The sequence below is a fragment of the Microbacterium allomyrinae genome (genome assembly GCF_020682705.1).
Classification (GTDB): Bacteria; Actinomycetota; Actinomycetes; order Actinomycetales; family Microbacteriaceae; genus Microbacterium; species Microbacterium allomyrinae.
The window spans coordinates 1-786 of sequence record NZ_JAGTTN010000018.1 but is presented as its reverse complement, the minus strand read 5'-3'; the positions used below and the strand labels follow the sequence as shown (position 1 = coordinate 786).

Annotated in this window: 1 protein-coding gene; it reads right to left on the bottom strand. The window is 67.8% G+C overall.

Annotation, left to right across the window (positions count from 1 at the left end; all coding sequences use genetic code 11):
- Window positions 1-765, bottom strand: a 765-nt coding sequence (locus KEC57_RS18795; protein ID WP_308187618.1) for a carbohydrate binding domain-containing protein, incomplete at its 3' end; no start/stop codon positions are given.
- Window positions 766-786: the final 21 nt, after the last annotated feature.

Here is a 786-nt window from a genome sequence, read left to right as displayed (position 1 = left end):
GATCTCGTACTTCGTGGCACCCGAGACCGCGGTCCACGACACCGCGACCGAGGTCGACGATGCCGAAGCAGCCGTCACCCCGCCCGGAAGGCCCGGGACGTTGGTCGGGTTCGTCGGCGTCGGCGTCGGAGTGGACGTCGGGGTCGCTGTCGGCGTCGGGGTGGGCGTGGTCGCGCAGGGATCCTTGAACGACACTGCACCGCCGCTGACGGCCGCGACCTTCGTGGTCAGCGTGTAGTTCTTGGACGCGTTGTTGTCCCACGCGCCCGAACCGTTGTTGAACGCGACGGTCACATTCGCCGCCGAACCGGTCTCGATCGTCGTCGTGAACCAGCCAGCACCGGCCGTGCACTGCGCGACCGCGGTCAGCTGCTTACCCGGTGCGGTCGTCCACGTGCCCGACCCGACCTGGTAGTGCGCGTATGCCGTCGTCCAGCCAGCCGGCTTGTAGTACAGCGTCAGCGTTCCCGCCAGAGGGTCGCCCTTCTCGGGCTTGCCCGAGGTCACCAGCCCGCCGGAGACGGACTTGTCACCGCCGGACGGGATCGCGTAGTTCTTCGTCGCGTTGTTGTCCCACGCGCCCGAACCGTTGTTGAACGCCGCGTTGATCGTCTGGCCGGCCTCGGCCTGCACAGTCGCCTGGAACCAGCCCGGGAAACCATCGACAGCGGTCATCGCCGCACCCGGCGCCGTCGTCCACGCACCCGTACCCACCTGATAGTGGATATTCGCCGCAGACCACCCCGAAGGAGCCTGGTAATACACCGCCGTACCCGTCACAACCGG